This is a genomic window from Prevotella sp. P5-92 (assembly GCF_002251245.1).
Classification (GTDB): Bacteria; Bacteroidota; Bacteroidia; order Bacteroidales; family Bacteroidaceae; genus Prevotella.
This window is the reverse complement of the sequence record NZ_NPJG01000059.1, coordinates 1-7,007: the sequence shown is the minus strand read 5'-3', so window position 1 is coordinate 7,007 and position 7,007 is coordinate 1. Positions and strand designations below refer to the sequence as shown.

General features: G+C 41.2%; 15 protein-coding genes. All 15 read left to right on the top strand.

From position 1 onward, the window contains the following. A partial coding sequence (locus CIK99_RS06605; protein ID WP_144007918.1) for a DUF3871 family protein occupies positions 1-170 on the top strand: 170 nt, incomplete at its 5' end. Between the two features lie 163 nt (positions 171-333). Further along, a complete protein-coding gene (locus CIK99_RS06600; protein ID WP_094380754.1) occupies positions 334-1,155 on the top strand; it encodes a DUF1071 domain-containing protein in 822 nt (273 codons plus the stop codon). A 71-nt stretch (positions 1,156-1,226) separates the two neighbouring features. After that, complete coding sequence (locus CIK99_RS06595) at positions 1,227-2,156, top strand: hypothetical protein (protein WP_094380753.1); 930 nt, start codon at positions 1,227-1,229, stop codon at positions 2,154-2,156. An 85-nt stretch (positions 2,157-2,241) separates the two neighbouring features. Next, a complete protein-coding gene (locus CIK99_RS06590) occupies positions 2,242-2,466 on the top strand; it encodes a hypothetical protein (RefSeq protein ID WP_094380752.1) in 225 nt (74 codons plus the stop codon). Then, positions 2,438-2,698: a hypothetical protein gene (locus CIK99_RS06585; RefSeq protein ID WP_216822788.1), complete on the top strand. Its 261-nt coding sequence runs from the start codon at positions 2,438-2,440 to the stop codon at positions 2,696-2,698. The genes CIK99_RS06590 and CIK99_RS06585 overlap by 29 nt, the downstream gene beginning before the upstream one ends. Before the next feature lie 240 nt (positions 2,699-2,938). Continuing rightward, on the top strand, positions 2,939-3,427 hold the full coding sequence (locus CIK99_RS06575) for a hypothetical protein (protein ID WP_094380749.1): 489 nt from the start codon (positions 2,939-2,941) through the stop codon (positions 3,425-3,427). Between the two features lie 211 nt (positions 3,428-3,638). Further along, complete coding sequence (locus CIK99_RS15270; RefSeq protein WP_158215924.1) at positions 3,639-3,779, top strand: hypothetical protein; 141 nt, start codon at positions 3,639-3,641, stop codon at positions 3,777-3,779. A 164-nt stretch (positions 3,780-3,943) separates the two neighbouring features. After that, complete coding sequence (locus CIK99_RS06565) at positions 3,944-4,144, top strand: hypothetical protein (protein WP_094380747.1); 201 nt, start codon at positions 3,944-3,946, stop codon at positions 4,142-4,144. Beyond that, positions 4,137-4,298: a hypothetical protein gene (locus CIK99_RS15525; protein WP_173805327.1), complete on the top strand. Its 162-nt coding sequence runs from the start codon at positions 4,137-4,139 to the stop codon at positions 4,296-4,298. The genes CIK99_RS06565 and CIK99_RS15525 overlap by 8 nt, the downstream gene beginning before the upstream one ends. Continuing rightward, on the top strand, positions 4,295-4,639 hold the full coding sequence (locus tag CIK99_RS06560) for a hypothetical protein (protein ID WP_094380746.1): 345 nt from the start codon (positions 4,295-4,297) through the stop codon (positions 4,637-4,639). Before CIK99_RS15525 ends, CIK99_RS06560 begins: the two co-directional genes overlap by 4 nt. Before the next feature lie 4 nt (positions 4,640-4,643). After that, on the top strand, positions 4,644-4,997 hold the full coding sequence (locus tag CIK99_RS06555) for a hypothetical protein (RefSeq protein WP_144007917.1): 354 nt from the start codon (positions 4,644-4,646) through the stop codon (positions 4,995-4,997). Between the two features lie 161 nt (positions 4,998-5,158). After that, positions 5,159-5,848, top strand: a complete 690-nt coding sequence (locus CIK99_RS06550; RefSeq protein ID WP_173805325.1) for a recombinase family protein — start codon at positions 5,159-5,161, stop codon at positions 5,846-5,848. Further along, positions 5,841-6,149, top strand: coding sequence for a hypothetical protein (locus CIK99_RS06545; protein ID WP_094380743.1), 309 nt, complete (start codon positions 5,841-5,843; stop codon positions 6,147-6,149). Before CIK99_RS06550 ends, CIK99_RS06545 begins: the two co-directional genes overlap by 8 nt. Further along, entirely contained in the window at positions 6,146-6,412 is a 267-nt protein-coding gene (locus CIK99_RS06540; protein WP_094380742.1) for a hypothetical protein, read from the top strand. Before CIK99_RS06545 ends, CIK99_RS06540 begins: the two co-directional genes overlap by 4 nt. Before the next feature lie 12 nt (positions 6,413-6,424). Further along, positions 6,425-6,928 (top strand): hypothetical protein, encoded by a 504-nt coding sequence (locus CIK99_RS06535; protein WP_094380741.1) that lies wholly within the window; start codon positions 6,425-6,427, stop codon positions 6,926-6,928. The last annotated feature ends 79 nt before the right edge of the window (positions 6,929-7,007 follow it).

Sequence of the window (7,007 nt, the reverse complement as noted above, 5' to 3'; positions counted from 1 at the left end):
AGCCATACACATGCTGGAATCTTATGCAGAACACAAATGAAGCAGTCAAGCAGTCGGCTTATATAGACCGATTCATCGACCGCAATCAGCAAGCAACAGATTTCGCTATTGGAATACAGAAAGCCATCAACGGTGAAGACACCGATGGCTACGACTGGTTCATCAACTAATACATCCTCCTTGCAGAAAGTCTGGAAAACCTAGCAGAATGGACGATGTAACCCCGGAAGGGAACACAAAATCAATATCAACCAAAAGAAGATAACGATGGCGTGCTCCCTTCCTTTTCGTTTGTATCAACCTTATTTACTCACAAATTAAATTTTTACCACAATGTGTAAATTCACAAAACCCGTAATCCCTGCTGATGCTACAGCAGATGAGCGTCGTTCTCTCATGTTCGATGCTATGTACAATGCAGACCTTTCAGAAGAGGTCGAGAAGAAGAACGGCATGAGCTATGTATCTTGGAGCCAAACCTGGAAGTGCTTCAAAGAGTTCTGCCCTTCTGCGAACTACAAGATTTTCACCAACCCTAACACTGGACTCCCTGTATTTGAATCAGAGTTAGGTCTTATGGTTCACACTGCCGTAGAAGCAGATGGTCTTACTTACGAAGACTGGAACCCTGTTCTTGACTTTTCAAATCGAGCTATGAAGTCTGTAGGATATACAGTATCTGTCTATAACAAGCAGACTCACTTGTACGAGGAAAAACAGGTAGCACCTGCAACATCCTTTGAAATCAACAGTAGTATTCAGAGAAGCCTTTGTAGGGCAATCGCTCGTCATGGTCTAGCCTTGAAGCTTTGGTCTTCTGGCGAGTTTAACGAGGAACAGACTGACCAGAACAACGGACAGCAGAACGGTTATCAGCAGAAGAATAATGGCGGTTATCAGCGTCAGCAATACAATGGTAATCGTCAGCAGTACAACAACAATCGTCCTGCTCAGCCACAGGTAGTACAATCACAGGCACAGGCTCCAGCTCCCGATCAGACAGCAGCATTGAAGGCTACTATCAACAGCACTAACGATGTATCAGCTCTCGTATCTCTTTACCTTGACAACACTCAGGTAATAGAGGCTAATCCAGAACTCAAATCCCTTCTGACCAACCGTAAGAAGGCTTTGCAGTCGTTTAACGCAGCTTAATCATTAACCAGGTGGGGTGACTATAACATAATCATAAAGTGTAGTCACCTCACCACAATTCTTTTACAACAATGGCAAGAATAGAACTTGTAAATAATGGTGTTCTCTTCAAGGAGGATGAACACGAATACTGGCTTGGTGACAAACAACTCTTTGGTATCACAGGAGCCATTCAGAGACAGGTAGCAGGACATGAATATGATGGATGCCCTGAGTATCTAATCAAGAGAGCAGGTGAATACGGCACAAGTGTTCACAAGTCAATCGAAAGGCTAATAAATGACTTTGAACACGATGGCACGGTAGAGGTGGAATCATTTAGAAACCTCACAGCAGACATGAACATTGAGGCAAGCGAGTACAATGTCTCAGATATGGAATACTATGCTTCAAATATCGACATCGTATGCAGAGTATCGGACAGCGAGTTTGACATACTGGATCTCAAGACTTACAGCAATGCCAAGTTAACCAAGGCACAGATGACCAAAGCGAGGTATCAGCTTTCATGCTATGCCTACCTCTTTGAATTACAGGTAAAGGGTGCAAGAGTTCGTGACCTAAAAGTTTTGCATATAGCAAACAAGACCAAGAAGGACGGTACGCCGATAAACATTGCTGAAATCGTTCCTATCGAGCGAATCCCAGCCGACATCTGTAAAGCACTACTCGACGCAGACCGCAACGGAGAACAGTTCAACAATCCATACGAACTTCCGAAAGAGGTTGAGAAGAAGTGTAAGCGTATCATCAAACTCATTCAGACCAAGAAGGAAGCAGAAGAGGAACTTACTCATATCAAGAAGGAAATTCTCGAAACCATGCTCTTCCTGTCGGTCGATTCGTGGAAGGGTGACGGCATTACATTCTCACGAACCGCAGAGACAACTCGTAGCAGTTTTGACCTTGCGGCTTTCAAGAAAAAATATCCCGATCTCCCTTATGACGATTTTATCAAGAAGTCTAATGTGGCAGGTTCACTGAAGATTCTGACCGCCTAATCAACTCAGCAACATTAACAAAGGCTGGGGAATACCTATTATTTATAATAATGTGTGTATTCCCTGGCTTTTCATTTCTACAACAATGAAATACGAGATAACAATCACTCCAACAACAGAAGAGAAGGATAACAGCGATCTTACCCTCTCTCTCAACACAGCCGATGGAGGACAATTTGAAATAAAGTCCTATGGCACAACTATGAATTTCTCACAGTTCATCGAATTTGCTGATGCTATTCAAGAGATACGAGAGAAGTTTGCAGTCATTAACGGTAAACATGAAGAAAGAAATGGCAGAACCAACTAGAGAAGAGATTGCTCAGGAAGCCCTCGAAGATGCAATCAATAACTGTGGCTTCAATCCTAAACGCTTTGCCGAATCTACTGTGAAATGGCATCGCTACATCCAGAATGAATTATTCAAACTGGCTCTTTGGATCATTCGGGTCTATGGTTCAGACGAGTATAGATATGACCTGCGTAATGAATATGCTGCTACTAAAGCAAAAGAAATCGTAGCATCAGGAATACTTGACTGATATGTACTACGAGTGCTGTTGTGCTGATATTACGATTGAAGAATGGAAGCGCAAAATGAAAGGTGTGAAGCCAATAAACTATAAATGGCTTGTCGCTAAGATTAAGAAGCATCTACCTCACTTGTACGAGGCTTTATGCTTGGATATTTATAATCCTTATCAAGAGAAATGTGGCGTGAATCGGGACTACTATGTCTTGGTTCACTCTGCAACAGAATACTTTATTAAAAAATAAACATTATGGCAACAAACATTAATACTGAGCTTTTCAAGAGATATGCTCCGAAGAAGAAACTGGAAATCATAGAATCCTTATCTCCTTCCGAACTCTTATCAACAACTCCTGCAACCATAACAAGAATCATCAAGGAAGCAGGGGAGAATAGGTATAAGTCTCGTGATAAACGTCTCTTCATTTCCAGAGACAGACAGCGAGGCAACTCTTGGAACTCTACTATTGAAGCGGTGGAGTTGTTAAAGGGAAAGGTATATCTTGATGTATATGTACAGTACGAAAACACAGATACCAATACCGATTATCCCTTATCATCTTTCCTGGGACGTGGCGAAAGTCGAGTAGAAATACACCGTGATGACAGGTACGGTAATCCAAGAACTTACTACTCTCACTACGATGAAGAAAGTAAAGCACGTGTTATTAAGTCAATTCTCCTTCAGTACGTTTACAACAAGTACGAAGACAAACTTAGGAAGGAGGAAGCAGCATGAAAGTAAAGTTGGGCGATAAGATTAGGCACACTCTTTTTGGTGGTGAGGTCTGTGTTGGTATCGTGGAAGATATTCAGATTTGCCGACAAGGTGAGAAAGAAGGTCGATCCGTTAAGAGTGCCGACGTTTCAAAGCATCATGGGGTTATTGATGTAGATAACGGTCATTGGTGCTATTTTGACCAAGTGAGAGCGGTTTTATAGCGAGTGATATGAAAGACAAAGTTAAACTCGAAGAACAGGTGAGTTTCCTGGTTGGACTTTTAGACGAGAGGCAACTGGAGAAATTTACCTGTTTTCTTCATAAACAAGAAAATAAAAATGGCGAAGAAAACAACAACAAAGAAGAATAGTAATAAGGTCTCTGTATCTTATAGAGGGGCATCAATATTCGAGGTGGCTAATTACGTCCACCATGAAACAGTCAGACATTGTGAATATTGTGGTAAACCTATGAGCCGTTCCGATGTGAATGATTATGGCTCTTTGTGTGAATCATGCTATATGAAAGAGTACTATGGCTAGAGGCACATTCTTTATGATTGATGCTGAACACGATGGAGATATTCAGCATTACAAGTCGTTAATCATAGATAACGGCGGCGAGATAGATGAAGTTGTATGGACTGGAGTAGAGGACGATGACGCTTATATCGTATTCTCAGCTCCTACCAGACAGCAAGTTGATAACATCAAATCCATTCTCAAATATGGTTAAACGACATATCTACGAGGACAACTGGATTATTGAGTTTACGCCAACCTGTTTCCATGCTTTCATACTTAACGTGGATGACGATGTAGAAGATAAAACCTTCCTATCATTGGAGAAAGCAAAGGAATGGATTGACAAAAACAGCAAATCAAAATGAAGAAGAAACTGACAACTGAAATGGCGAGATACATTTGGAGTATTATCGCCCATGACCCTTCCCTTCCGATGAGTTGGGGAGTGGACTTAGAAAGCCTAGAGTGTTCTGATAATGCCTTGGAATTTCACGTCCAGGGCTTCATACACACAGGCAACGTGAGAATTGTTTATATCGAGGGAGCAGACCTTTTCCAAGTGTCTCTGTACGATGAAGAAGGAAAAGAGGCAAAGAGGATTAATGACGTGTACCTTGATAACTTGGCAGAAGTGATCGACCTGAATGTTGAGAATAACAGGGTTGATGACTATAACGCTAAAGTGATGAATTACCTATTTGGTTAAGACTATGGCAACATTAGACAAGAACAGCAACATCGCCAAAACTATCTGGCATGATGCGCTCCAATGTTCTCCTAAACCTTTTGGATGGGGTTTGGACTTTGGAAATATCCGAGTTATCGAAAACGGCACTGCTTTTCATGTGCAGGGTAAGGTAAAGGGCTGGATTAAGGTTCAGCTTAAAGATAACCGATATAATGTCGCTATCACTCCTGATGAAAATTCAGGAAGTGAAGTCCTGTACGAGTTTGTTTCTCTGGATAATCTCGTATCTCTGGTAGATGAAAATGTAAAGTGTGGCGTTTCTGCTTACAATTTCATTTGCTCTAAACTTGGACTTTTACACAAAGAAGCGGTGTAAGAGATTCATTGATACCTTATAGTGGGGAATATAGGAAACTAAGATTTATGACACAATCTGAAATCTCCTATATTCCTCTTTTTATTGTTTCACTCACATCGGTTCCAAAGGCAAGACGAGCATCTAACCTGCGGAACTTATGTTAAAATCCGATAAACATAATGGAAGAAACGAAGTATGTTGCCTATCTCCGAGTTTCCACACAAAAGCAAGGTTATAGTGGACTTGGATTAGAGGCACAAAAAGAAATCATACACAACTACCTCCATGACACAATCCCAATTTCTGAGTATGTCGAGGTAGAGAGTGGCCGCAAATCTGACAGACCAAAACTAAAAGAGGCGTTATCTCAGTGTCGGAAAGAAGGTGCTACTCTCATTGTGGCAAAATTGGATCGACTGGCAAGAAGTGTATCATTCCTGTCAAGTCTGTTGGAGTCTGATGTGGATATTGTCTTTTGCGATTTTCCACAAGCTAACAAGATGGTACTGCATATCATATCGGCTATCTCTCAGTATGAAGCCGAACTAACCGCAGCACGAACCAAAGCTGCCTTACAAGCCAAAAAAGCTAGAGGATTCAAACTTGGTAATCCAGAGCACTTACTGGATAAACATGAAAAAGCAATCCAAAACAGCATAAAGACGTGTAAGGCTAGAGCGGACAACAACCCTAATAACAGGAGAGCTATTGCATTGCTCCGTACTCTCGTAAAGGAAGAGCATACCTATCAAGAAATGGCAGAAATCCTAAACAGAGAGGGATTCGTTTCTTCACAAGGATGCTCATTCACAAAATCTACGGTTTATAAACTAATAAAGCGTTATAACTTACTTGAAGATTATGGCTAAAGATAAAGAACCAAGATGGAAACAGCAGGTGTGGGCTGTTATTCAGACTCAATCAGAACGACGGAGTGATATTTATGCTCGGATATACAGTGAAGAGCAAAGAGCCGTCATTAACTCCCTCATTGAAAAGGGATATGTACCCACCGAAACAGTAGTAGGCAAAGGTAAATGCACTCGTAAGCATTGGAACCTCGAACCATACTCAGGCAAGAAAGGCGAAGGATATAGGATGATCAGCAGTTATCCATGGTCATCTAACTTCAACTCAATAACCTTCTTTATTAGACAAGAAGTAGCATGACCGATACTTACATTTATCCTGTGTATGAGACCGATTCCTGGCACTCATTGAATAACCGAGATTGCAAGGGTATATACACATCAAAGGAAGAAGCCGTTGAAGCCATAGCGGAACATCACAACATCCCACTTGATGAATTTGATGGACTGACTAAGGAAGAGGCAAAAGAGAGAATAAAACAAGAATTACAAATCCCCTTTCAGACTCAGGGCTATACCGTAAACTACATGATTGAAGTGTGGCTCGTGAATGATTGGGCATAAACAATTAAAGACATGAAAAAGTTTACGATTATCCACAACTTTACGGCGGTTGCTTCGATAGAGGTAATAGCCGAAACGAGAGAAGAGGCATTTGAAAAAGCAAAGGAGAATGACCTCGAACTTTCAGCTTACAACTTTGAGCTTGACAGTGCGGAGATAGGTAGGGAGGAAGATATAGCAGACCTTCAAGAGCTTATCAACAAGGCAAGTGAAGTCATCAAGAGATACGGAGAAGAAGAGCATGACAGTTTCTTCTCTGTTCCCACTTATCCTACCATTACAACAGAATCATGGAACGGCAATGAGTTTATAAAGCAGAGGAACATTGTCGAGGATTTCTACTGGGACTCAGAGAAAGGTCTTATGATGGATGTGGGAGAAGGATTTGAGGTAGAATTTGATGAACGACCAGAGATTGAACAGTTGAATGTGGCTCAGATTATCATCGATGCAGCCAAAGATAATGGTACCTTAATTCCGCAACACTTTGATTTAACTTTATTTATAAGTTCCTGAGCAACAAAAAGTTGCTCAGGATTTTGCCATGTCAGATTTTTCACTTATCTTAGTGTTGCAAATCAAAACAAGCGTAAAT